The organism is Streptomyces sp. NPDC048650, assembly GCF_043199095.1.
In the GTDB taxonomy this organism is placed as follows: Bacteria; Actinomycetota; Actinomycetes; order Streptomycetales; family Streptomycetaceae; genus Streptomyces.
In genome coordinates, this window is the sequence record NZ_JBICVM010000009.1 from 219,710 (window position 1) to 242,511 (window position 22,802).

Annotated in this window: 18 protein-coding genes and 1 pseudogene; 9 read left to right on the top strand and 10 right to left on the bottom strand. The window is 70.2% G+C overall.

Annotated features, from left to right (window positions below):
• Positions 1 to 36: 36 nt before the first annotated feature.
• From ACGFML_RS25605 to ACGFML_RS25640, 8 genes are all read right to left on the bottom strand, one after another.
• Positions 37 to 969 carry a diacylglycerol/lipid kinase family protein gene (locus ACGFML_RS25605; RefSeq protein WP_393547398.1) on the bottom strand — a complete coding sequence of 311 codons (933 nt, stop codon included), beginning with the start codon at positions 967 to 969 and terminating at the stop codon, positions 37 to 39.
• 4 nt (positions 970 to 973) lie between these two features.
• Positions 974 to 2,623 carry an MFS transporter gene (locus ACGFML_RS25610; protein WP_393547400.1) on the bottom strand — a complete coding sequence of 550 codons (1,650 nt, stop codon included), beginning with the start codon at positions 2,621 to 2,623 and terminating at the stop codon, positions 974 to 976.
• Positions 2,577 to 3,416, bottom strand: coding sequence for an SDR family NAD(P)-dependent oxidoreductase (locus ACGFML_RS25615; protein WP_393547402.1), 840 nt, complete (start codon positions 3,414 to 3,416; stop codon positions 2,577 to 2,579). The genes ACGFML_RS25610 and ACGFML_RS25615 overlap by 47 nt, the downstream gene beginning before the upstream one ends.
• Before the next feature lie 470 nt (positions 3,417 to 3,886).
• Positions 3,887 to 5,218, bottom strand: a complete 1,332-nt coding sequence (locus ACGFML_RS25620; protein WP_393547404.1) for an NAD(P)/FAD-dependent oxidoreductase — start codon at positions 5,216 to 5,218, stop codon at positions 3,887 to 3,889.
• A 9-nt stretch (positions 5,219 to 5,227) separates the two neighbouring features.
• On the bottom strand, positions 5,228 to 6,235 hold the full coding sequence (locus tag ACGFML_RS25625) for an oligopeptide/dipeptide ABC transporter ATP-binding protein (protein WP_393547406.1): 1,008 nt from the start codon (positions 6,233 to 6,235) through the stop codon (positions 5,228 to 5,230).
• Positions 6,232 to 8,079 (bottom strand): dipeptide/oligopeptide/nickel ABC transporter permease/ATP-binding protein, encoded by a 1,848-nt coding sequence (locus tag ACGFML_RS25630; RefSeq protein ID WP_393547407.1) that lies wholly within the window; start codon positions 8,077 to 8,079, stop codon positions 6,232 to 6,234. The genes ACGFML_RS25625 and ACGFML_RS25630 overlap by 4 nt, the downstream gene beginning before the upstream one ends.
• 88 nt (positions 8,080 to 8,167) lie before the next feature.
• Positions 8,168 to 9,154 carry an ABC transporter permease gene (locus tag ACGFML_RS25635; protein ID WP_393547409.1) on the bottom strand — a complete coding sequence of 329 codons (987 nt, stop codon included), beginning with the start codon at positions 9,152 to 9,154 and terminating at the stop codon, positions 8,168 to 8,170.
• A 31-nt stretch (positions 9,155 to 9,185) separates the two neighbouring features.
• A complete protein-coding gene (locus tag ACGFML_RS25640; RefSeq protein WP_393547411.1) occupies positions 9,186 to 10,787 on the bottom strand; it encodes an ABC transporter substrate-binding protein in 1,602 nt (533 codons plus the stop codon).
• A 160-nt stretch (positions 10,788 to 10,947) separates the two neighbouring features.
• On the opposite strand from ACGFML_RS25640, the gene ACGFML_RS25645 reads away from it, so the two are divergent.
• The 8 genes and pseudogenes from ACGFML_RS25645 (at position 10,948) to ACGFML_RS25680 (ending at position 18,549) form a co-directional block, all read left to right on the top strand.
• Positions 10,948 to 12,693, top strand: coding sequence for a DUF885 domain-containing protein (locus ACGFML_RS25645; protein WP_393547413.1), 1,746 nt, complete (start codon positions 10,948 to 10,950; stop codon positions 12,691 to 12,693).
• Between the two features lie 57 nt (positions 12,694 to 12,750).
• Positions 12,751 to 13,869 (top strand): alpha/beta fold hydrolase, encoded by a 1,119-nt coding sequence (locus ACGFML_RS25650; protein WP_393547415.1) that lies wholly within the window; start codon positions 12,751 to 12,753, stop codon positions 13,867 to 13,869.
• 368 nt (positions 13,870 to 14,237) lie between these two features.
• Positions 14,238 to 14,543, top strand: a complete 306-nt coding sequence (locus ACGFML_RS25655) for a DUF5132 domain-containing protein (RefSeq protein ID WP_393547417.1) — start codon at positions 14,238 to 14,240, stop codon at positions 14,541 to 14,543.
• 296 nt (positions 14,544 to 14,839) lie between these two features.
• The gene (locus tag ACGFML_RS25660; protein WP_393547419.1) at positions 14,840 to 14,965 is read left to right on the top strand and encodes a hypothetical protein; all 126 of its coding nucleotides are present in this window, start codon (positions 14,840 to 14,842) and stop codon (positions 14,963 to 14,965) included.
• A 492-nt stretch (positions 14,966 to 15,457) separates the two neighbouring features.
• Positions 15,458 to 16,234 (top strand): thioesterase II family protein, encoded by a 777-nt coding sequence (locus tag ACGFML_RS25665; RefSeq protein WP_393547421.1) that lies wholly within the window; start codon positions 15,458 to 15,460, stop codon positions 16,232 to 16,234.
• A pseudogene (locus ACGFML_RS25670) lies at positions 16,230 to 16,409 on the top strand (IS5/IS1182 family transposase); the annotation flags it as partial. The gene ACGFML_RS25665 and the pseudogene ACGFML_RS25670, both read left to right, overlap by 5 nt.
• 167 nt (positions 16,410 to 16,576) lie before the next feature.
• The gene (locus tag ACGFML_RS25675) at positions 16,577 to 18,157 is read left to right on the top strand and encodes an alpha/beta hydrolase (RefSeq protein ID WP_393547423.1); all 1,581 of its coding nucleotides are present in this window, start codon (positions 16,577 to 16,579) and stop codon (positions 18,155 to 18,157) included.
• Between the two features lie 146 nt (positions 18,158 to 18,303).
• Complete coding sequence (locus ACGFML_RS25680; RefSeq protein WP_393547425.1) at positions 18,304 to 18,549, top strand: hypothetical protein; 246 nt, start codon at positions 18,304 to 18,306, stop codon at positions 18,547 to 18,549.
• A gap of 176 nt (positions 18,550 to 18,725) precedes the next feature.
• Here the strand turns inward: ACGFML_RS25680 and ACGFML_RS25685 are convergent, their stop codons facing one another.
• Positions 18,726 to 20,573 carry a beta-galactosidase family protein gene (locus ACGFML_RS25685; protein ID WP_393547427.1) on the bottom strand — a complete coding sequence of 616 codons (1,848 nt, stop codon included), beginning with the start codon at positions 20,571 to 20,573 and terminating at the stop codon, positions 18,726 to 18,728.
• Between the two features lie 130 nt (positions 20,574 to 20,703).
• Positions 20,704 to 21,966 (bottom strand): MFS transporter, encoded by a 1,263-nt coding sequence (locus ACGFML_RS25690; protein ID WP_393547429.1) that lies wholly within the window; start codon positions 21,964 to 21,966, stop codon positions 20,704 to 20,706.
• A gap of 107 nt (positions 21,967 to 22,073) precedes the next feature.
• Here ACGFML_RS25690 and ACGFML_RS25695 point away from each other — a divergent pair, with 107 nt between their 5' ends.
• On the top strand, positions 22,074 to 22,526 hold the full coding sequence (locus ACGFML_RS25695; RefSeq protein ID WP_393547431.1) for a winged helix-turn-helix transcriptional regulator: 453 nt from the start codon (positions 22,074 to 22,076) through the stop codon (positions 22,524 to 22,526).
• Positions 22,527 to 22,802 lie beyond the last annotated feature (276 nt).

The window sequence follows — 22,802 nt, forward strand, 5'->3', positions numbered from 1 at the left end:
GTCACATCAGAAGTCAGCGGACTGTCGAGGGTCGCCCTACACCATGACGGTCAGGGCTCGTCGCGACGAGGAAAAGGTCATCTTTCTGACGGGTGCCAGTGGTTCTCCGTCGACGTGGTACGGCATGGGCCGCGAGGCGGTGACGGAGAGGACCGTCTGCTGCGCGAAACGGCGTACCGGTCCCACGTGTTCACAGCGCGGCCGCAGCAGCATGCGCGTCATGAAGGATGCGCAGCGGTGCGCAGACAAGTCCATGAGGGCCAGGGCTTCGAGATCGGTACGGAAGGACGCTCTGGGGCTTGGACACAAAGGCCAAGATCCCAGGTAGGCATACGGTGAGGTGTTGGAGACGAGGCAGGCGAAGACGGCCTGTGCTGCCTCGCCGTCACCCGAGGACACCGTCAAGGCGGGGTTCCTCCGGTCGGTGCCCCACAGGAAGTGCCGTCCGCCTTCGGCGACGTAGCGTGTCCAGGTGGCGGCGTGACCTGAGCGGCGGTGCTGGTGGATCCGCTCCATCAGCTCCGCGCCCCAACCCATTCCGGCGCTCCCGAGGAAGTACCGCTCATTCGTCTTTCCGAGGTTGACCACCATGCGTCGCCCTTGCCTTGCCGCAGAGGCCAGTTGGCGGGTGCTGCGCACCACGTGGGGCCGCAGCCCGAAGGCCCGGGCTACGACGTTGATACCCCCCGTGGGAATGATGCCCAGTGCAGGCCGGCTCTCGGGAGGGCGGTCCGGTTCGCTGAGGAGGAGGCCGTTGACCGCCTCGTTGACGGTTCCGTCGCCTCCCATGACCGCCACAAGGTCACGGCGCTCCCCGACCGCCTGTCGCGCCAGCTGCCCGGCATGCCCGGCGTATGCGGTGATGGCGACCTCGAGGCTGACGGCGGCAGCCAATTCGGTCACAGCTGAAGTGACATCTGCTGTGCGCACCCGAGTGGCGGTGGGATTCACAATGAGCAATGCACGCACGAGATCACCGCCTTCGACCGGATTGCTCCATCGGCCGGGGCTCCGAAGGGGGCCGTGACATCGCCGGGTCCCGGCTCTCGCCGGGCAGCGCGATGAGAACGAGGGACGCCCCCGCCACGCAGATGGCTGCGCACAGCCAGGATGTCGTGCGCAGGGCGGCGACGAACGCCTGAGTCGCGTCATCAACCAGCCGGTGCGCCAGTTCCAGACGGTGCATTCGCGCGAGGGAGCTGAGTTGCGCCGTGCCGTCCGCGGCTTGCGCTGCCAGATGCTTGGCCTCCGACAGGGCCCCCAGGATCTGGTCGTGGGCACCCCCGCCGTCGATCAGTCGACCACTCGAGGTATGGGCCATGTGCGTCGCGTAGACGGTGTTGAACACCGACCCGGCGACCGCCACCCCGGATGTGCTGCCCATACTGCGCACCGCGTCGTTCATACCCGCCCCGATGCCCGCCTTCTCCCGCGGTACCGCACGCATGATCAAGCTTGTGGCCGGCCCGCCCGCCAGTCCGGCACCAGCCCCGACGAGTACCAGGAAGATCTCAAGTCGCCCGAGGGGAGAGCTCGTGGTGATGCCGGCGAGGACCGCGAAGGCGGACCCGCACAGCACCATTCCCGTGACCATGACCGTTCTGGGTTCCGCCCATCTCGTCACCACGGCTGAGAACAGCCCGCCCACCGCGACAGACAGCCCGCCGGTCAGCAGCGTCGCCCCGGCGTCGAGCGGCGACATCGCGCGCAGCCCTTGCAGGTAGAAGGTGAGAAGGAACGTCGACCCCACCAAGGTGAAGAACATCAGACAGAGCATCCCCGCTGCGACCGCGTATCGACGATCGCGGAACAGGCCCAGCGGCATCATCGGTGCGCTGACCCGACGTTCCCAACCCACCATCGCCACCAGCGAGAGCAGGCCGGCGGCGGCTACCGTCAGGACCAGCCCGTCGGTCCAGCCACGTGTCGGAGCTTGAATGAAACTCCAGGTGATGGCGAAGAGGCCCGCGCTCGTCAGCGCGAGTCCGGCCGTGTCCGGCTTGGGGGCGGTGTGCTCGCGACACGACGGAACCACCACGACGACACAGGCCAGCGTCAGCGCGACCAGCGCGATGTTCCCCCAGAAGCTGGCCCGCCATGAGTAGTGCCGCAGCAGCCAACCGCCAAGAACCGGTCCGACGAGAACGCCCACACCTGCGATCGTCGACCAGAGCGTGACGGCGAAGCGCTGACGAGCCGCATCCTGGAACACATGCACCACGATGGAGAGCGTCGACGGCATGATGAGCGCCGCACCGAGCCCCATCACGGCACGGGCCGCGACGACCTGCGCGGCGCTGTCGGCCACCGCCCCGATGACGGATGCCAGGGCGCAGACCACCAACCCCACCACGAGAGCGGTGCGTCGCCCGTGCCGGTCCCCCCAGTTCCCCGCGGCCAGAACGCAGGAAGCCATGGCGAGCGTGTACGCGCCGACCACCCACTGGAGTTCCGCCGCGCTGAGTCCGAGATCGCGCTGGAGTTCCGGCAGGGTGACGTTGATGACCGTCTGGTCCACACCCAGCAGCATCAACGCCAAGCACAGAACAGCGAGTACGGGCCATGGCCGCATCAGGTCAGCCTTCCCTCTGAGGGACGGGAAAGTGACGATGCACCAGAGCATCGAACCACTTTTCTGGTAGCCACTGCCGAAAGGCCAGTGAGGTACGCGCTGCCGCTCCCACGACATAGCGCGACCGCGGTGGCCTCACGGACAGAGCACGCTCCACCGCGCAGGCGACCCGTTGCGGCGACACGACCCCATACCTGCGGGGTGAAGCCTGGACAGATCGGTAACAGTGCGCGAGAGCGCTACGGAAGGACGCATACTCCGAGATCCCGGGTGCGGCGCTGGAGGCAAGAACCTTCAGGGCCGTCTCGATGAAACGGGTGCACACAGCGCCCGGCTCGACCGCGCTGACGTGAACGCCGAACGGCCTGACCTCGTACCGCAAGGCCTCGCTGAAGGATGACAAAGCGTGTTTGCTCGCGTGATAGCCACCGCCCCCCGGGAGCGTGAACCGACTCGCCACCGAAGAAATATTGACAATACGTCCACCTCCTTCGGCGCGTATGCCCGGCAGGACCAGTTGCGTCATGGCGATGTGCCCGAAGACATTGACCTGGAACTGACGGTGGATGTCTGCCATCCGAAGCTCCTCCACGGGGCCCGCGAGGGCGTACCCGGCATTGTTGATCAGACCCCAGACAGCGCCGTGCCTGCTCTCGACAACGCCCACGCACTCCCGCATGGAGGATTCGTCCGCAACGTCAACGGCGAGGACATGCGCCCCCGCAGAGGCCAGATCCCGCAGCACTTCGATACGGCGTGCCGTCGCGTACACCTCGTAACCTTGCTCGACCAGGTGCCGAGCGGTACAACGGCCGATGCCGGAGGAACACCCCGTGATGATCACAGCGCGTTCGTTCGTACCGGACCGGGGCCCCTTGCGGGCCTGAGGGCGCACAGTGCTCTCGCGCTGTCCATCGAACGGGCGCGACTTCACCATCGGACGCCCCGAAGCCATGGGAGTTGCTCTCTCGAACGACGTACCCCGGCGCCCCTGCCCTGATCCAGATCCACGACAACATCAACTCCCGCACGGACATGAAAGAACTCGGCCTGGACCGCCGGCGCTACTGTGCCGGGATTCGGGCCACGGCCGGGTGTGGGAGGGCAGAAAGCCACATCCGGCACATGATCCGCCACGTCGTGGCAAACCCGGAATTCCTTGTCGGCGGCCCACACCGTCAGTGGTGAGTCCGTACCCGACGGAAATGCCGGAGCGGCACCGTGCAAGCCTGGACCACCCGCCTAGCGGCGGGCGCGTCACCTCATCGGAGCCGACACGTGGACGCGGGCGCGGTGCCGCCGCCCCCGCCGGTCTCACCCCATGACGGAGCGGCAGGAGCCTTGGGCGACAGGGCGTTTGCGGGAGAAGGCGCCGAGGTTGATGACGTTGCCCGTGTGGTCGCCGGTGTACCGCACGGGGGAGTGGTCGTGGTCGTGGCCGTCCTCCACGCGGTCGATCAGGGCGGCGAGGAACCGACCCACCAGGGGAGCGTTCTTGAACTGGTTGCCGCTCGTGCCCATCGCGACGTAGAAGCCGCCGAGATCGGTGCGGTCGTAGATCGGCGTCCAGTCGTCGGCGGCGTCATAGACGCCGGCGATGCCGGTGGGTCGGTTGGGGACGGTGAGCTGTGGGAGGCGTCGCGCGGCCCGCGTCACCTGGGCCGCGAACCGCCCGGGTGTCGGGAAGGGGCTGGACGCGTCCGGGTCCTCGACCCACTCCAGAGGGTCGCAGGCGGGTTCGGTGCCGCCGACGAGGACCTTTCCCCCGGTGGCGGGGCGCACATAGATGCCGAGGTCGAGATCGGCGAGGACCGGTACAAAGGCGTCTTCGACGCCGTTCCCGGGCGGCGCGGCCACCTGGTGGACTTCCTGGCGCAGCGGCCGCACCCCGACCGTGAACTCGCCCCCGACGCCGGCCATCCGGTTGAACGCGCCCGACCACGGTCCGGCCGCATTGACCACCACCCGCGCCGCGATCCGGTCGCCGTCGGCGAGCCGGACGCCCGACACCCGGCCCGCGCACCGCTCGACGCCGACGACGGTGCGGTGGAACAGGAACCGCGCCCCGAGACCGGCCGCCGCGTCCGCGAGGTTCTGCGCCGCGAGCTGCGGATCATCGACGAAACCGGCGTCCGGTGTGAACAGGGCGCCGAGTTCGCCGGACGGCTCGGCGAAGAACGCATCGTCCTGCACCGCCTTCGGAGGCCAGTACCGACCCGCATCGATACCGGGCACCCGGCTGCGCAGCGTCGCGGCGTCCCATCGTTCGTAGGGCACACCGATCCGGTCGAACAGGGCGGCAACCGCCGCCGTCCCGGCATCCGGTGCGTCGAGCAGCGCCGCACCGGTCCGCCGGAAGGCCGCCACGGGACCGCCGTCACGGCCGCCCGGATGCGACGCCCAGTTCTCCCAGTGGTGACGCGCTTCCCAGGCCGTGGCGATGCCGTCCCAGGTGGAGTAGTTGAATCGGACGACCGCGCTCGAGGCGCTGGTCGATCCGTGGCCGGCGCCGCCGGACTTGTCGACGACGACGACACGGCGCCCGCCACGCGCCAGCTCGAACGCGACGGCGGAACCGATCACGCCGGCCCCGACGACGACCGCGTCCGCGCCGGTCGGCCGGAGGTCCGTTTCCTGGCTGGTCATCGGAGGGAGTCACCGTCCGTTCGGCGTCGTCGGCGGAGGCTGTGGTGTGGATCCGGCACTCGACGGGAAGTGACACGCCGTCAGATGCGGCCGCCCGTCGGCGCCCGGCTGCGGGTCCCGCTCGGCGCAGACGGTCCGCTCGGGATGCCGGTTCGGCCCGACCGGGCAGCGCGGATGGAACCGGCATCCGCCCGGTGGCGCCGCAGGATCGGGCATCTCACCGGAGACCTGCGGTTCCCCGGTCCGCAACGGCCCGTGCACACTCGGTACGGAGGCGAGCAGCGTCCGCGTATACGGGTGCTGCGGATCGGCCAGCAAGCGTTCGGCCGGGGCCGTCTCGACGATCCGGCCCAGGTACATCACCGCGATCACGTCCGACACATAGCGGACCGCGGCAAGATTGTGGCTGATGAACAGCATGGACAGGCCCAGCCGGCGCTGCAGATCGCGCACCATGGTCAGGACCGCCGCCTGCACCGACACATCGAGCGCCGAGGTGATTTCGTCCGCGATCAGAATGCCGGGATCGACGGCGAGCGCACGGGCGAGGGCCACCCGCTGACGCTGGCCGCCGGAGAGCTCCCGCGGCATCCGGTCCCCGAGCCGCGGGTCGAGTCCGACCAGGTCCAGCAGGTCGGTGATGCGCTGCTCGCGGGCGCGCCCGTCGAGCCTGCGGAACGCACCCGCCGCCTCGGTCAACGCCTGACGCACCGTCATCCTCGGGTCGAGCGCGGTGTCCGGGTCCTGGAACACCATCTGGACCCGTTGCCCCAGCCGGCGCCGGTCGCCGACCGTACGGCTGCGCACCTCGCGCCCGTCCACCAGAAGGCGCCCGCCGGAGAGCGGGGACAGGCCCACGATCGCCCGCGCCAGACTCGACTTCCCCGAACCGGACTCGCCCACCAGGCCGACGGTGGCGCCATCAGGCACCACCAGCGAAACACGGTCCACGGCCGTGACCGCACCGCCCGGCCCCTCGTGGCGGACGGTGACCTCGTCCAGCGTCAGCCCCGTCATGACGTCTCCGCCTCCTCCTGCGACGACACGGCCGGCAGCGGATACCAGCACGCCACCTGATGGTCGGTACCGAGCGGGGACAAGGCCGGGTTCTCCGTCGCGCACCGGTCCTGCCGGTGGCCGCACCTGCCGTGGAACGGACAGCCGGTGACGGCGCCGGACGCCTCGGACGGCCCCGCATCGGCCGTGCGCAGCGGGCGGTTCCGGTCGACGGCCATGTCGGGCACCGACTCCACCAGGGCGCGTGTGTACGGATGGCGAGCGCCGGTCGCGAGGTGTGCGGCCGGCAGGTTCTCGACGACCAGGCCCCCGAACATGACCAACACCCGGTCACACAGCTGCGCGACGAGCGCCACGTCGTGGCTGATGAACAGGACCGCGGTGCCGGCGTCGCGCCGGATACCGGCCAGCAACTCCACGATCTGCCGCTGCACCGTGACGTCGAGCGCCGTCGTCGGCTCGTCCGCGATGATCACCTGAGGCCGCATCATCAGGGCCGTCGCGATCATCACCCGCTGCCGCTGCCCCCCGGACAACTGGAACGGACGGGACCGCAGCAGCCGGCGCGCACCGGGGAGCGCGACGCGCTGCAGACTCGCCACGGCCTGCTCGGCGGCTTGCGCCCGGGTCACCCCGCGGTGCGCCCGCACCGCCTCGGTGACCTGTGTGCCGATGCGCAGCGCGGGATTGAGCGATGAGGCCGGGTTCTGGAAGATCACCGCCATACCGGTCGCGAGCTGCCGGTGCCGCGCCCTCCGTGTCAGGGCCGCGGCGTCCGTGCCGAGGAAGCGGTGGGTCCGCCAGGTCGCCCGCGCCCGCTCCGGCAGCAGGTCGGCGATCGCCAGCGCCGTCATCGACTTGCCGGACCCGGATTCACCCACCAACCCCACGATCTCGGCGCGCCGCAGGGCCAGTGTGACACCGCGGACCGGGCGGACCACCCCGTCGGCCGTGGGGATGACCACCTCCAGGTCCTCGACCCGCAGCACGTCGTCGTCCGCCGTCGGGCCCTTCGCGGCGGTCGGCCGGGTCGCCGGCTCGCCCGCGCGGGGCGAACCGGCGCGTCGGGCGACGCCGCCGGCCAGCACCTCACCGAGCAGCTGAAAGGCCAGCCCGGCGTAGACGATGGCGATACCGGGCGCGACCGCGGACAGCGGCTCGACATAGATCCGGTTCAGCCCCTGGCTGAGCAGCAGTCCCCAGTCGTACGCGGGCGCCTGCACGCCCAGCCCCAGGAAGCTCAGCCCGGACAGCGCGACGAGCATCGCACCGGCCGAGATCGTCGCATTGAGCATCAGTGGTTCGGCGATGTTGGGCAGGACGTGACGCGTCAGCAGCCGGTGGCGGCGCAGGCCCAGAACGCGCGCCGCCGCCATGTAGTCCGTGCCCGCGACGCCGGCGGCGAGCGTCTGCGCGATCCGGGCGAAGCCCGGCGTGGCGGCGACGGCCAGCGCGAACACCGCGCCGCGGGCCCCCGCACCGAAGATCACCGAGCAGAAGATCGCGACCAGGAGGCCGGGGAAGGCCAGCAGGAGAGTGATCAGCGCTCCGAGCAGCCGCCGGCTGCGCGCGCCCACGACGGCGGTGAGCGCCCCGAGCGTGACCCCCACCGCCGCGCCGAGCAGCGCCGCGGTGAGCGCCAGCAGCAGGGACAGCCGGGTTGCCGCGAGCACCCGTGCCAGCAGATCGCGGCCAAGGTGGTCGGTGCCCAGCAGATGCGCGGCGGACGGACCCTGCAACACCGCCGACGGGTCCGGGCGATCCGCCGCCGGGCCCCAGACCACGGGCCCGATGACGGCCAGGACGACCAACGACCCGAGCATCGTCACCGCGACGACCGCCATCGGCGAGGACCACCGGGACCGGGTCGCGCGCGACCGCGTCCGGGCGGTGGAGCGAGGCGCCCGCAGGGGCAGCGAAGGCATCATGGCGTCAGCTCTCCCGGATGGCCGATCGGGGGTCGAGCAGCGCGAGCACCACATCGACGAGGAAGTTCGCGACGAGCACCGCCGAGCCCAGGATCAGCACCGCCGCCTGCACCACTGCATAGTCCTGCGCCACGGCGGACTGCGCGATCGCCGACCCGATACCGGGCCAGGCGAACACCTTCTCGACGAGCACGGTCCCGGCGATCAGGGCGGGCAGCAGGTTCCCCGCGATCGTCAGCGACGCGGTCAGCGTGTTCGGCGCCGCGTGGCGCAGGTAGAGAGCGGCAGCCGGCAGTCGCTTCCCCCGGGCGGCCCGCAGGTAGTCCTCGCCCAGGACCTTCAGCGTCTCCACCCGCACGATCCGCAGGAGAACGCCCGCCGGGGCGAGCGCCAGCGCGAGCACGGGCAGCACGAACGACGCCGCACCCGCGTCGCCCGCAACCGGGAACAGGTGCAGCCCGACGGCCAGCCCCGCCGTCAGCCCCGCGGCGAGGACGAAGTCCGGCAGGCCCGCCACCACCGACGTCGTGGTCGTGAACACCAGCTCCGCACGGGGCCGCCGCCCGTCGCGGGTGAGAATCCCGGCGAGCAGACCCCCCGGAAGAGCCACGACGAGCACGCAGAGGAACGCCAGGACCGCGAGCTGCAGGGTGGCCGGCAGACGCGTCCTGACCAGGTCCGACACCGGGTCGCCGGTCACCAGCGACACCCCCAGATTGCCGTGCGCCAGATCGCTCACGTAATGCCGGTACTGGGTCAGCAACCCCTCGTCCAGGTGGAGTTCGTGTCTCTTCGCCGCCACCAGGCCGGGCGCGGCGTCCACCCCGAGCGCGGCGCGGACCGGGTCGCCCGGAATCAGACGGATCATCGCGAACGAACCGGTGACCACGATGCACAGCGAGACGACCAGACGCAGCGCACGCCGGCACAGGAACACCGGCCACGGGTGACGCCGCACCATGGCACGGAGCCGCGCGGACACGGTCGTCATCGGTGAACCTCCTCCTCGTCCGGAACGGCGACTATCGGTGCAGCCGGATGCTGGTCGGCACGACCTGCCCGCCGAAGCCGACGGAGAACGTCGTCCGGAAGCCGTAGACCCCGCTCGTACCGTCCGCGATGGGCAGCGCGTCCGCCGAGCGGAACAGCGCCGCGGAGGCCCGGTTCCACGTCCGGCAACTGTCCCGGTCCGTCTGGCGCAGGGCGCGCGCGACCAGCCGGCGGTACTCCGGGTTGTCGATCCCCGCGAAGTTCAGCCCCTTGTCCGGTGGCGGCCCGGAGAAGTACCGGATGAGTTCGGACGGCAGGGGAGGGCCCGGCGAACTGCCCACCACCACATCGAAGTTCCCGTCCTGGTACATCGCCTTCACCAGCGCATTGAGACTCTCGCTGACGAGCTCGACCTCCACCCCCAGCGCGGTCCAGGTCGCGGCCATCAGCTCCGCGACCGAGGGCAGCGTCGAGCCGAGGTCGGGACTGCTGAGCAGCCGCACCCGCAGCGGCCGGCCGTCCTTCGTCAGCCGGCCGTCGGCGTCCTTCCTCCAGCCCGCGGACCGCAGTCTGCGCGCGGCGTCGTGCGCGGGCAGACTCGCCACGGCCACGTCCGCGTGGCAGACGGCGTTCGTCGCGGTCAGGCCCGTCGCGGGCGTTCCACGGCCGCCGACCGCCACATTGGCCAGTCCCTTGCGGTCCAGGGCGGCGACGAGGGCCCGGCGGACGACCGGGTCGCCGAGCGGACGGCCGTCGCGCTGATTGAAGAAGGTCAGCCCCAGCATCGTCGGCACCTCGGCCGTGACCAGGCCGCGACCGACGAGCCGGGCGCGGTCCGGCCCGGTGACCTTCGCCATGTTCACCCCGCCGGTGAGCAGCAGGTTCGCCGCGGTGGACTCCTGCGGCACCACCGAAATGACGATCTTCGCGGGCTGGCCCGGCGCACCGTTCGACGCCCCGCCCGGTCCCCAGGCATAGCCCTTGCGCACGGTGAAGACGTACGGCCCGCCGGAGCGGTACCCGCTCAGCACGTACGGGCCGGTGCCGTTCGTCCCCCTCTCCAGCGACCCGGGGTGCTTCAGCCCGCCGGGGCAGACGACGGGCAGCACACCGATCGTCCGCGTGATGAAGCTGTACGGCGACGACATCCGCACCGACACCGTGCCGGCGGCATCGTCGGCCGTCGCCGTGAACGAGACGCCGGGCAGCGCCGCCTGGGCGCCGGCGAGCCGGTTGCGCGGGTCGGCCGCGTACGTCAACGACCGCGCCACCCCGGAGGCGGTCAGCGCCGTACCGTCGGAGCAGGTCACGCCCCGGCGCAGGGCGAACGTCGCCGACGTGGTGGTCGTCCGCCACGTCGTGGCGAGACCGGACACCACCCTGCCGTTCGGTGACACGTTGACCAGCGAGTCGTAGGCATAGCGGGCCACCCCCGTACCGAACTGGGAGTAAGGGTTGAAGCTCGTGGTCTCGGAAGCCGTGGCGATCCTGGCGGTGCCGCCGACGACGACCGGGGAACGCGTGGAGGACGTGACACCCGCCTCGTCGCAACCGGCCAGCGCCACCGATACGGCGGCTGCGCACGTCACCACGGCCGACCGTGCGGCGGCCGATGACACGGTGCGACGGAGCATGGCGCTCATCGTGCCACCACAACGGCCCGTGCCGGCCGACTACTTCGGCGCCGCACGGCCGTCGAGCCGTCCAAACCGTCCGTTCGGGTGACCCCGCCGGTATCTGCCATTCGCAACGCGCGCTCGTGACAGCCCTCCGTCCCTGACCCACACTTGCCCCATGGCGACGCACGCACCAGACCCGGCCGGCGAGCCCGCGACGAAGAAGATCGATGACCTCGCAGCCGCCTACTGGGACTTCCTGCTCTCGCGAGACCCACTGCTCCGGACGCGCCGCGGCCTGCCCGTCGAATCGCTGCCCGGGGTGTCCACCGAGGAGTCCGAGGAACGCGCCCGTTTCGCGTCGGGCATCCAGGACCGGCTCCGCGCGCTCGACCCCACCGGCCTGGCCGGCCCCGACGCCGACACTGCCGGCTTCCTCGCCGCACTGGCCGAGCAGGACGTGCGAGCCCACCGCCACCACTGGCTGACACCGACCGCCACGCCGTACCAGCTCTTCCGCCTCCCCCAGTACGGCGACGCGGTCTTCCACCCCTACACCTTCGAGAGGGAACCCGACGCGGACCGATACCTGTCGCTCGTGCACGATCTGGCCCACTCCGTCGCCACGATCGCCGACAAGACGGCCGGACAGGCGGCCCGCGGCTTTCGCATCCCCGCCCCCGCCCTGCCCGGCGTCCGCACCACCCTCACCGGCCTGCGGGCGATGACCGCACGCTACGTCGCCGTCGACGACGAGCGGCTCGCCCGGCTTGCCCCGGCCGGCCGCGGCCGGCTGCGCGACGGCGTACAGCGGCTCGTCGCCACGGAACTGCAACCGGCGTTCGACCGCCTCCTCGCCGTCGTCGACGATCCCGCCTACGCGAGCCACGCCCCCGAGGCCGTCGGATGGGCACACTACGACGGCGGCGAAGAGGCGTACCGGTCCTTCGTCCAGACGTACACCACCAGCGACACGCCACCCGAGCGGCTCCACGAACTCGGCCGGGACCACTGCCGCGAACTCGCCGAACGGATGCGTGAGGCCCGCACCGCGCTCGGCTTCTCGGGCCCCGAGACCGAATTCCACCAACGGCTGGCGACCGAGACCCGCCTGTACGCCGCGTCCCCCCAGGAGGTCGAAGCCCGCTACCGGAACCACCTCGACCGGCTCGCACCGCTGCTGCCACGCTGGTTCGCGGCCCTGCCGCGTGCTCCGTACGGCGTGGCCCGCCTCGACCCGGCGCTGGAGCCGTCCATGACCTTCGGCTACTACGAGCTGCCCACCGCCGCGCAGCCGGTCGGGCGGTACCGCTACAACGGCTCGGACCTGAAGAACCGGTCCCTGCTCGGTTCCGCAACCCTCATCTACCACGAGCTGGCACCCGGACATCACTTCCATCTCGCCCGCCAGGCCGAGAACTCCGCGCTGCCCGACCTGCGGCGGGAACTGACCGTGTTCGGCGGCTTCGACGAGGGCTGGGCGGAATACGCGGCCGGACTCGGCTGGGAGATGGGCCTCTACGCCGACCCGTGGGACGCGTACGGACGGCTCGCCCACGAACGATTCACCGCGCAACGCCTCGTCGTCGACACCGGGCTCAATCTCGGAACGATGACCATCGAGCAGGCGAGGGCCTTCATGCGCGCCCATTCCACGGAATCCGATGCCCAGATCGCCACGGAACTGCTGCGCTATTCGACCGACCTCCCGGGACAGGCGCTGACGTACCGCGCGGGCTACACGGAGTTCACCGCCCTGCGGGCGAGGGCCGAAGGCCGCGCAGGCGCCGGGTTCGACGTACGGGCCTTCCACGAGTCGGTCCTGGCAGGAGGCACGTTGCCGTTCCCTGTGCTGGCCCGCCGCGTGGCGCGTGAGCTGTCCGCGCGCGACGATTTTCCTGCCGGCGCGCCGGCAGCGTCCTGACCGCGGCCCCGAGACCTGATGCCGCCCGGCCATGGTGTGCGAAGGAGGGAGGGACGGATGCACCCGGGTATGCGTGCCACCCACCTGATGCTGGCGCTGATCAGCCGGGACTGGGCGGGGCTCCCCATCGCCCTGCTGGTCGCCGCGGGCGGTGGCTGGTGCACCGCTCTCGGCGCCGCCTGGGTCGTCCCGGGCGCCCTGCTGCTCGGCGTCGCCGCGCTGCTGGCCGCGGGCTCCCTGCGGCATCTGGTGCACGTGGCACGCGCCGGAGCGAACAATCCGCCGCCGGGCCGGATGGTCGACGTGGGGGGCCACCGCATGCACCTCCTTGCCGAGGGCGACTCCGCCACCAGGCCCGCGGTGGTGTGGATGCCCGGCGGTCACGCCCCGGGCCACGCCATGCACCATCTGCACACGATGCTGCGCGAGCACACGCGATCCATCCTGATCGACCGGCCGGGCTCGGGGTGGAGCGACGCCGGGCCCTTCCCGCGCACGACGGCGACCGAAGCGGCGGAACTGCTCACGGTCCTGGAGCGGGCCGGTGAGGAAGGGCCCTTCGTGTTCGTGGGTCACTCCTTCGGCGGGCTGCTCGTCGCCAACGCAGCCAGATGCCGCCCGGACCTCGTGGCGGGCCTCGTCCTGCTCGATCCGACACCCCCGGACGTCATCACCTACGGCCCGCCGAATCCGGTGCTGCGGCAGTCCGGTCCCCGCCTCTTCCTCCGCAGCGCCGTGCGCAAGTTGTTCGGCATCCACTCCGGCGCGGGCGCCGAACCCTCGCCCGCCGTCGGTTCCAGGACCCGGGCCGACTGCGCGGCGGCGTCGATCTTCCGCGAGCTCACGCCGGCCGGGATGGCGGCCGTCGGTTGGCAGACCATGGTCTACGACGGCGACCTCGGGGACCTGCCTCTGCTCCTCGTCGCACCGCGTGATCTGACCGGCGGCGAGCAGGTGCTCGATGCGGCCGGTGACCCCGAAGAGGCCGTCCGGGTGCGTCGCTTCTACCTCACCACCCGGGAACGCTTCCTTGCGACCTCCACGATGGCCAGACGGGTCCATGCTCCGGAAGGAACCGGCCATGGATTCCCCGACGAGGTACCCGGATTCGTGGCCGAAACCGTGCGGACACTGTTGAGCGAACTGGAGTCGAACCGGCCGGCCCCCTCGTCGTAGGCGCCCGGAATTCCTGGCAGGCGGGCGGTTTTCCACCGTGCCCGACGCCTATACGGCGCCGCCGGCCTGATTCGACGGGCCCCGGCGGGCCCTGTACCCGAAAGGATGAATGGGGCCGGAGCTATTTGGCTCCATCCATCACGCCTCGGCTATGGTGTGTGAAGTGGGTGGTAAATTCCGGGAAGTGGAAATTCCTGCTATTCCGTAGCGTCGATTCGAGTGGCATCAACGTGAATTGCGGGAGGAGTGAAATCCTCCCTTGATCGGCGTCGGCCGAATGCTTCCGTCCGCTGAACTATGCGCTGTTTCAGTGCGTGCCGGGGTGAGGCATTCGTGCTGCGCACACATAAACGAGAGGGATGTAGACCATGCTGCCTGTAGTGCCTCCCTTCCTGATCGGGCTCATCGCGGCTCCCGTCGCCAAGAGGATGATCAAGCCGCTGGTGCGGGGAGTCGTCAAAACGTCCGTGGGACTGGCGATGGAAGTGAAGAAGGCCGCTCACGAGGCCGGCGAGGGGATCCAGGATCTCGCCGCCGAAGTGGCCGCCGAAATGGTCACCGCCCAGCTGGTTCCTGCAACCGACGGCGGCCTCGCCGGCGGAAACGACACCGAGAGCAAGAGCACCACCAAGCCCCGCGCCGCCGCAGGGGCCGTCGCGAGCAAGGCGAACTGAGCCGCGATACTTCCGTCGGCCCGGCGCCTGTGTGGGCGCGAATCCCGCCTCCTGATCGCTTCATGGGACGCTGATTGCACCGTCACGCGAGAGACGCGCCCACACCCGGGTGACCGCACCCCGTTCGGCAATCTGATTTTTTCGCATTCCCCTCTTTATTGACTGGGCTCTGCCACGCCTGAATTCCGGGGGAGCGTGTCACTCCGAAAACAGGTGGTTTTGCACATGCCACCCCTGGTGGGTACAGCAACCGCGTGCCGGACACGCTCGCCGGCGGCGCGGCAGCGACCTTAGCCATGGGCGACCACACTCTGCTGCGCAAGCCCCTCGTGGCCTTCGGCGGCATCGCGACGGCAACGGTCGTCGTGATGCGGCGAGCCTGGTGCAGAGCCGCCGCCCAACGGAACTCCTCGTCCGGGTGAGCGGACGACCCGGATCCCGCCTTCGCACCGTCGACGGGCTCTACCGCTTCTACAACGGGAGTTCCTGGAACCGGCCGATCTGGGTGGACCACCACCGCTTCGCCGGCGACATCGACGAGAAGCAGGCCGGAGTCCTGGAGCGCCTGGCTGGACGACGTGGCGTCCTAGAACAGGCCGCACGGAACGCACCGGCTCCGCCACCGAATTCCACCCCACCACTCAACAACGAGGGGAATGCCCATCCATGGAAACCCTGCTGTACACGGCCGAGCCCATTCAGGAAGGCGGTACTTACCGACTCATCGTCAGGGACCGCCTGCGTACACGGTGCAGACGGCGCCGATCGCCAAGAAGGCCGTGGAGAAGCTCCCCATGTTCCTCTCCATGCTGAACGCGAAACAGGCCGGCGGCTGCCGGTAGTACGTTGTCATCGGGCGGCATCTCGCGTGCCGCCCGACCGCAGGAGAGCGGCCGAAAGAGAGTGATCGCACCATGACGTTGGCCCACCGGAGTCCCGGGCAGCCCCGCGCCGGAGGCGGCGCGGGCACGTGGTTCCGCGTCCACCGGGCGGTGGGCGAGCCGAGGCTGCGCCTGATCTGCTTCCCCCACGCCGGCGGCACCGCCCAACTCTTCCACGGGTGGCGCGCCCTGCTGCCCCAGGACGTCGAACTCCTCGCGGTCCGCTACCCCGGCCGTCAGGACCGCTTCACCGAACCCTGCGCCGAGAACATGGACGCCCTCGCCGACGCGGTCGACGCGGCCCTGGAGCCCTACCTCGACCGGCCGCTGGCGCTCTTCGGCCACAGCATGGGCTCCTCCGTCGCCTACGAGGTCGCCCTGCGGCTCGAAAGGCGCGGCATCGTCCCCCAACGGCTGCTGCTCTCCGCACGCGCCGCCCCGCACCGGGCCAGGCGCACGGAACTGCACAAGAGCGACGACGAATCACTGATCGCCGCAGTCCGACGGCTCGGGAACCTCGACGCCGAGGCCTATGACATCCCTGAACTGCGCGAACTACTGCTCCCGGCACTGCGCGCCGACTACCGGCTCCTCGAGAACCACCGCCCTCAGCACCCGGGCCGCGTACGGGCGCCGATCACGGCCTATATCGGTGACAACGATCCCCACTGCGCCCACGCCGACGCACTCACCTGGTCCGAGCTGACCGCCCCCGGCGCATGCGACGTCCGTTCGTTCCCGGGCGACCACTTCTACCTCGTGCCGCGCGAACGCGAACTGCTCGCCGACATCACCGGCCGCTTGCGGTGAAGAGCCGACCGTGCGCCGGGGCGGCTCGAAGCACCACCTGACCACCGGCGGGTACGAAACGCCGACTCACCGTGCGCGCGACCGGCGGCGACCGCAACGATGTCCATGTCACCCGGCTCCTGCCGCTGCTGGACGCCGTCCCGCCCGTCCTGCGCCGCACGGTCGGCCACGGCGCGGAGCGGTCCCGCCCGCCGACCGTGGCGCCGCTCCACCTGGATTCGATGGGTGTTCGCCCGTCGACGCTGCGTATGTCCTGTGCCCGACTGTGACGGGGCCTATAGCGGGGTGGCGGCGCTTGTGCGCATGCTTTTCGGGGGGTCAGTGAGAGAGCGAGAAATGGTGATGTCCCTACCCCGCAAGTCCATGGCCTTGACCGCCGGTGTGGTGGCCGCCGCCACGTTGGTGGTGGCCGGCTACGGCGTCAGTGGCGCCGCAGCGTCCCAGCCCGACGCTGCCGAGGGCGCGAACACGTCCGTCCCGGTGCTGCCCGCGCGCTTCGCGCAGCAGAAGGTCCAGTGGACGGCGTGCGGCGCGGACGTCACCCCCCACGCGGTGCCCGGCGCGGAGTGCGGCTGGGTGAAGGTGCCCGTCGACTACGCCGCACCGAACGGGGAGACCGTCAAACTGCGGGTGTCGCGGGTGCCGGCCAAGGACCACAGCCGTCGGCTGGGGTCACTGCTCTTCAACCCCGGTGGACCCGGCGCGGGCGGTGCGTCCGACGTGGCCGACGGAAATTGGCAGGCCGGCAGACAGGCTCGGGCCCGCTACGACCTGGTCGGCTTCGACCCACGAGGCATAGCCGGTTCCGGGCAGATCAAGTGCCCCCACGGCGTGGCGCAGGAGCCCGAGAATCCGCCGCGTACTGAAGCGGCGGCCAAGAGGACGTTCGCCGACGCGACCAGGCGTGCCCAGGCGTGCCAAAAGGCGAGCGGTGCTGTTCTCGCGCACATGGACAGCAGGAGCGTCGCGCGCGACCTGGATGTGCTGCGTACGGTCCTGGGCGACGCCAAGCTGAATTACACCGGCGTCTCCTACGGCACCTTCATCGGCCAGGAGTACATGAAGCTGTTTCCCGACAAGGTGGGCCGGATGGTGCTCGACGGTGTCATCAACCCCGCCGCCGACCTGCAGCAGGTCGCCCGCCGCGACGTCAAGACCTCCGATGACGCGATGCGCCGATACGCCCGGGACCTCGTCGTGCGCGGGGACGACCGCCTGGGCACCACGGCCGGGACGATTCTGCGGAGGCTCACCGAGTTCGCCAGGAAGCTGGAGCGGGAGCCCCTGCACGGGGCCAACGGCGCGAAATTCACCGACGCCACCCTGTCCACGTACCTGGGGACGGCCGTGACGGACGAACAGAGCTGGAAGCCACTGACCAAGGCGCTGGCGGCCGCCCTGGACGGGGACGTGACCGCCTTCGAGCACTTTGAGGCCGGGGCGGCCGGCGAGACCGGTGGCGAGAAGCCGACGCCGCAGGAGGAGCAGGCCGAGAAGAACGTGTCCTTTAGCTTGCCGGCGGTGCTGTGCCTGGACTCCCCGTCCGCGCCGAAGTCCCCGAAGGAGATGCTCGACACCGCCGACGCGTTCGCCAAGCAGTCGCCGCTCTTCGGGCGTTACTACGCCTGGCAGATGATCGACTGCGCGACGTGGCCGATCGGTCCCACCGGTGGGGGCAAGCCGATCAAGGCATCCGGAGCGGCGCCGGTGCTGCTGGTGTCGTACACCGACGATACGGAGACTCCGCTGGAGAACGCGAAGGCGGTGCACCGGCAGTTGGACAACAGCTCGCTGCTCGTACGCAGGGGCCAGGGGCACGGGGCGTACGCCTCGGAGAATCCGTCCACATGCACCGACCGTGCCGTCGACAGGTATCTGGTCGAGGGAAAGCTGCCGGACAAGGCCGCCCGGTGTCCCCGCTGACCCGTCGAGGCCGGGTGACCACCGCCCTCCGACCGGCGGGACTCGCGGCAGGTGCCGCAGGGCGTTCACGATGGTGGGTTCCACGATGGTGGGATCCGGGCCGGCCGCCTTGGGCGATCATGCGGCCGGGCCCGTACCTTCTCCTCATGGACTTCAACATCACAGCGGAAGAGGAGATCCTCGTGTTCCGAATCGCCGAGCGGGTGGGGGCCGGCGACTCCCCGACAGATGACGACCTGGCGGCTGAGCTGGGTGATGAGGTCCGACCGCAGCTCCAGAGCCTCCTTGGGAAGGGCTGGCTGGTCGTCGACACCGAACGCTCCCTGAGCCTCTCCCGGATCGCTCAGACGGCCATCTCCAGTCGGCGGGAGACCGGGGGTTCGGGGGCATGACGGAGCCCGCGCCGCTTGACGGGGGGCTCCCCGTTGCCCACGACGCTTTCGGCCACTGATCTGCCCCGCCGCGCCGGCCGCCGGACGGCGGTACGGCACGGCGGGGCGGGAGCGGCGTACGGCGTCCGGGCGGAGGAGGTTCCTCATCTGCATCCACGCCGGTCAGGAGGCGGAACCTAACCGATGTCGGGCTCGGACCGTATCTCGATCGGGTCCCCCGTCCGCTCCATCTCCAGGACGACGAGTTCGTTCCGCCCCCGTCGCCACAGATGGCTCGGCGCGTACAGGGTGACCTGCGGTCCGAGGGACCAGTACCGGCCGAGCGCGAACCCGTTCAGCCACACCATGCCCTTGTCCCAGCCCGGCAGGGCGAGGAAGCCGTCCGCTGGGGTGTCGACCTGGACCCGCGCCCGGTGGAACGCGGGGCCGGTCGGCGTGTCTCCGCTGCCGAACCTCAGAGCCGAGAGGTCGTCGAGAGGCAGCCGCCGGATCTCCCAGTCGCTCAGTTCCTCGTCGTCGAGGAGAACCTTGCCGCTGATTCCCTTGGGATCATTGAGGCCCTGGCCGAAGTTGACCCGCCCGGTGGGATCGACCAGGACGTCGAGGGTGCCGGACGTGCCGGCCACGGTGACGTCGACGGTGTGCTCGGGCTGGTTACGGTCGAAGGTGCCGATGCGCTTGCCGTCGCCGAACACCAGCGCACGGTCGCCCAGGCCCGTGACCCTCAGCCTCTTGGTCCCCGGCCCGGGCACCCGGGTGCGGTAGTGGATCAGCCCCTGCGGCTGCCCGAGCGCCTCCATGTGGACGGGAGCGGTACGCCGCACCGGAGTGCTCAGCACGTCGAGCGCTTCCAGCAACGGCACCGACTCGCGGACGGTGACCTTCTGGGCCGGCATACGGCGTGGCGTGGCGGGCAGGGGCGTGCTCGGCAACGTGGTGTATCGGGCCAGCACCTCCCGCACCTTGTGGAACTTCTCGGTGAGTTCGCCGGATTCGCTGATCGGGGAGTCGTAGTCGTAGCTGGTGACGGTGGGCTGGTAGGCGCTGCCGCTCAGGTTGGCGCCCGCGGACCAGCCGAAGTTCGTTCCGCCCACCGCCATATAGAAGTTGATCGACGCTCCCGCTTCGAGGATCTTCTCCACGTCGGCGGCGGTCTGCGCCGCGTCGGTGGTGTGGTGCCCTTCTCCCCAGTGGTCGAACCAGCCGTCCCAGAACTCCGTGCAGAACAGCGGCTTGTCCGGTTGGAAGGTGCGCAGCTCCGCGAAGGGCCCGGTGGGGTCGCCGGCGAAGTTGACGGTGGACAGGAGGTCGGGAAGGCTGCCGTCCTTCAGCGCTTGCTGCGTTGCCCCGTTGGAGCAGAACAGCAGGCTGTCCACGCCCTGCGCCCGCATGCTGTCCCGCAGATGTTCCAGGTGCGCATGGTCGTCGCCGTAGCTGCCGTACTCGTTCTCGACCTGCATGGCGATGATGGGCCCGCCGCGGGTGGCCTGGAGATCGACGAACCGGGGCAGCAGTTCGGCGAACCAGGCGTCGACCGCCCGCTCGTAGGCGGGGTCGGAGCGGCGCAGCGGCGCGTCCTTGTCCTTGAGGAGCCACGCCGGCAGGCCGCCGAAGTCCCATTCCGCGCAGATGTACGGCCCCGGCCGCACGATCACCTTGAGCCCGACCTCGTCCGCGGTCCGTACGAAGGCCGTGACATCACGCCATCCGGTGAAGTCGGCCTTTCCCTCGTACGGTTGGTGGAAGTTCCAGGCGACGTAGGTCTCCACCGTGTTCAGGCCCATGGCTCGCATGCGCAGCAACCGGTCGCGCCAGTCCTTGGGATGCGTCCGGAAGTAGTGGAAGGCGCCCGAGAGGATCCGGAACGGCTTGCCGTCCAGGAGGAATTCGTTCCCGCGGAGGGTCAGTCCCCGCGGGCTGTCGGCCTGGGCGAGGGTCGTACGGCCGCTGCCGAGGGCGACACCCGCGGACGCGGCCCCCACCATGGCCGCGCTCAGAAATCTACGTCGGCTGAACTGTGTCATGTCTGCTCTCCTCGACTCGACCGGCCGTCACCCAAGGTTCGAAGATGTTCAGTGGTGCGCGTTTCTGTGCATAGGGAGTGTTGTATAGAACAGAATCGAGCACAAGGGTTCGTGAGCGGGGGTGCTGGCGTCACCTTGCCGGCGGGGACGGGGTGTTGTGTCGAGTGCACGCCCACAGCGCGAGCCCGAGGCAGCTGAACGCGGCACCCAGTGCGCATACGGCGCCCCAACCGGCCACCGTGTAGAGGGAGGTCGCGGCGATGGCGCCGGTGGCGCTGCCGATCGAGTAGAAGACCATGTACCCGCCGATCAGTCGGCTGCCCGCGTCCGGGTGCAGCGCGTAGATCAGGGTCTGGTTGGTGACATGGACCGCCTGCACGGCGAGGTCGAGAAGGATCACCCCGACGACCAGGGCCCAGAGCGAGCTGCGGGTGAAGGCCAAGGGCAACCACGAGGCGGCGAGCAGCGCCAGGGCGATGCCGGTGGTCCGCCCGGAGAGCCCGCGGTCGTTCAGGCGGCCTGCCATGGTCGCGGCCAGGGCGCCGGCGACACCGATCAGCCCCAGCGCCCCGATCGCGCTGTGGGACAGGAAGTACGGGGCCTCGCTGAGCGGCAGCGCGACGCTGCTCCACAGGGTGCTGAAGGCGGCGAAGATCAGCAGACCGAACAGGGCCCGGAGCCGCAGCAGTCGTTCCCGTGCGAACAGGGTGATGGTGGAGCGCAGGAGCTGTCCGTAGCGCAGGGTTGTCGGCGGAGCGTCACCGTGGCGCGGCAGCACTCGGTGCAGGACCAGGGCGAGCAGAGCGGTGAGCGACGCCGAGGCGAGGTAGACGGAGCGCCAGCCCGCGAGATCGGCCATGAGGCCGGATGCGGTGCGGGCGAGCAGGATTCCGATGACCACGCCGCTGGTGACCAGACCGACGACCCGTCCGCGCCCGGCGGGAGGGGCCAGTGATGCCGCGAAGGCCACCAGCGTCTGCGTGACGACCGCGAGAAGCCCCGTCGCGGCCATGCCCGCGAGCAGGATCGCCGCCGTGTGGGCGGCGGCCACCACGGCCAGCGCCACCACCAGCAGCAGTAATTGGGCCACGATGAGCCGCCTACGGTCGGCCACGTCGCCCAGCGGCACGAGGAAGAAGAGTCCCAGCCCGTATCCGACATGCGTGAGGGTGACCACGCTGCCGACCAGTGCCGGGCTCATGCCGAGGTCGTGGCCCATGGTCACCAGGAGGGGCTGGGAGAAGTAGACGTTGGCCACCGCGGCCCCGCAGGCGACGGCGAACAGAATGACGACGCCACGGGACAGGGCGAACGCGGAGCCTTCCTCGCTCGCCGTGCCCTCCCTGCTTCGGGCCGCGGTCCGTCGTGTTGCGGCCTCACCGTTGCCGGGCATCGGCACTCCTCCGGATATCTGGTTTCATCTTGCTACCAACGATGTCGGTGAAGGTAGCCCCTTTGGTAGCATGTTGCAACCATCGTGAAGGAGAAGGTAGGGACGCCATGGTGACCAGGACGCGCTTCGACGACAGTGAGTGCCCCGTCGCCCGCTCGGTGGACGCGATCGGCGACTGGTGGTCCCTGCTGATCGTGCGGGACGCCTTCGACGGAAGCCGGCGCTTCGGGGAGTTCCAGCGCAGCCTCGGTGTTGCGAAGAACATCCTCACCGCACGTCTGCGCACCCTGGTCGCCGGCGGTGTCCTCGAATCCGTCCCCGCCTCGGACGGCAGCGCCTATCGCGAGTACGTACTGACCCCGAAGGGCAAGGCGCTCTTCCCCGTCATCGTGGCACTGCGGCAGTGGGGCGAACAGAACTTCTTCGCCCCCAGCGAGCCGCACTCACAGCTGGTCGACCGCCGAGAGGGGCATCGCCTCCGCGCACTGGAAGTGCTGTCGGCGGACGGGCGACGGCTGAATCCCGACGACACCACGGTCCACAAGATCTCCACCCAGTGATCCGAGTCGGAGACCGGGTGCCGGCACGCCACTCTGCCGATGATTCCGAGGGCGGGCGGGACGAACGGCGCGAAGGGCTGCGGCGCGTGCTGCCCAAGGGGCTTGGGCGATGAGCGGGGCGCACAGGGCGACCCAGGCCGCCTCGTGCCGTACGGGCTCGACCTCGAGTCATGAGCCGTGAGATGAGTCATGAGCCATGAGCCGGTTGGGCCCGTTGGCCATCGCCTCTCGAACGCGGCCGTGTTCGTCAGAACACCGCCCCATCCAACAGCCCTA